A 1880-nucleotide genomic window follows, 5' to 3' on the forward strand; every position below is an offset into this window, starting at 1 on the left:
CGCTTCGCTCCATCCGGGCTACGAAACAAAAAAATGGCCGGGATTGCTCCCGGCCATTTTGCATTTGTGCTTCGCCTTTAGCGCGGCGGCGCGGTGCCGGGCGGGGGCGGCGGCAGCGAGGCCTGGCCGCCGTTGAGCAGAGGCGTGATGTTGCGGACGGTGACGCGTCGGTTGATCGCGCTCGGTCCTTGCGTCTGCTCCTTCAGGTACTGCTCGCCGTAGCCCTGCGACGTCAGGTTCTCAGACGGCACACCGAATTGCTGGGTCAGCAATTCGGCCGCGGACTGCGCGCGACGATCCGACAATGACAGATTGTCGACGTCGTTGCCGACCGCGTCAGTGTGTCCCTCGATCAGGAACACCGCGCGCGGGTTGGCCTGGATCGCCTGATTGAGACCGTCGGCGATCACTTGCAGCTTGGCCGCCTGATCCGCTGGGATCGTCCACGACCCCGTCTCGAAGCTGATCGAATTGACGTCGATGCTGGGCATCTGCATGCGAACGTTGGGGCTGTAGCGGATTTCGTCGAGCGTATAACGCCGATCGATCCGCTGCACCGGCGGTGCCCGCATGGTCTGGTAGATCACGTCCGGCGACGCCTCCTGGGCATCGACGATATAGCGGTCGTAAGGAATGTTCACGACCGGCGGCGGTGCGTCGACATAGAAGCCGCCGACCGACTGCGGATCGCGGTAGCTGTTGTCGATGATGATGAGCTCGCGGCCGCGAGGATCCCTGCGAATTCGCCGCAGCAGCCGACCGTCCGGACCGACAACAGTAATGATCTCGCTGCCGTCGGGACGGATCACCACGGTGCGGGTATCGGCGCCGACAGTCTCGGTCCGGATGTCGCGGGCGCCGTAGCGGAAGCGATAGAGATCGTTGCCGCGGACGTAGGCCTGCCCACCGGGATCGCGGATGATGATGCGGTCCGGCTCGGTGTAGACGGTACGACCGCCTTCGACGGATTCGCGCCGCTGATGGTGGAGGTCGGCGATGGTGGCTCCGATCACGGCGCCGGCAACGACACCTGCACCGATCGCGAGCGGCGTGAGGTCACGCTGCGGCGGACGCGGTGCTGGCGGCAGCGGTGCTGCGACCGTCGGCGCGGTTCGGAAGGCCGGCGCAACCGTCGGCGGCGCGTATTGCGCCCTGTTGGGCGGCGGGGTCGCAGCCGCCGAGCCCGGGACGGTGCTCGGTGCCGCGGCGCCGGCGGGGGGAGCCGGCGGCCGGGGCGGGGCGCCAGCCTGCGGCTGGGTCGGCGGAGCTGCGGCAGCGGGCGCGCCAGCAGGAGGCGCTCCTCCCTGCTGACCGGGGGTTGGCGTCGCGGCTGGAGCCGGGGTCGCGCCAGGAGCGGGCGTGGGTCCCGCACCGGGACGTCCGGGCGGGGGCGTCGGAGCGCCACCGGGGGTCGGCGTGGCCGTCGGCGCGGGTGTGGCGCCTGGAGTCGGTGTCGCTGATCCTGCCGGGGGCGCGCCAGGACGTCCGCCGGGGGGCGGTGCACCGGGGCGGCCAGTCGGCGGCGTGCTGCCCGGAGCCGGCGTTGCGGTCGGCGCAGGTGTTGCTGTCGGAGCAGGCGTGGCGGTCGGGCCAGCAGGCGTTGCCGGGCGCGCTGCGGGAGCAGCAGGTGCCGGGGGCGTTGCTGTCGGCGCAGGCGCAGGCCGTCCCGAAGGTCCGGCCGCAGGCGGCGGCGGAGGTGTCGGTGCGTGCTGCTGCGGAGCGGCGGTGGGCGGTGTGGGAGTCGGACGGGCCGCGGGCGGCGTCGCAGGCGGAGGCGTGGGTGCGTGCTGTTGCGGAGCCGCGGCGGGCGGCGGCGCCGGGGGCGTGGGAGCCGGGCGTGCCGCGGGCGGTGCAGGAGGCGGCGCATGCTGTTGCGGAGC

1 protein-coding gene is annotated in these 1880 nt (G+C 71.9%); it reads right to left on the minus strand.

Going from position 1 to position 1880, the window contains the following annotated elements:
• Nucleotides 1-77: 77 nt before the first annotated feature.
• Nucleotides 78-1880, minus strand: a 1803-nt coding sequence (locus tag AC0L2J_RS27540; protein ID WP_473395103.1) for an OmpA family protein, incomplete at its 5' end; no start/stop codon positions are given.

The organism is Bradyrhizobium sp. MV1.5 (genome assembly GCF_055807615.1).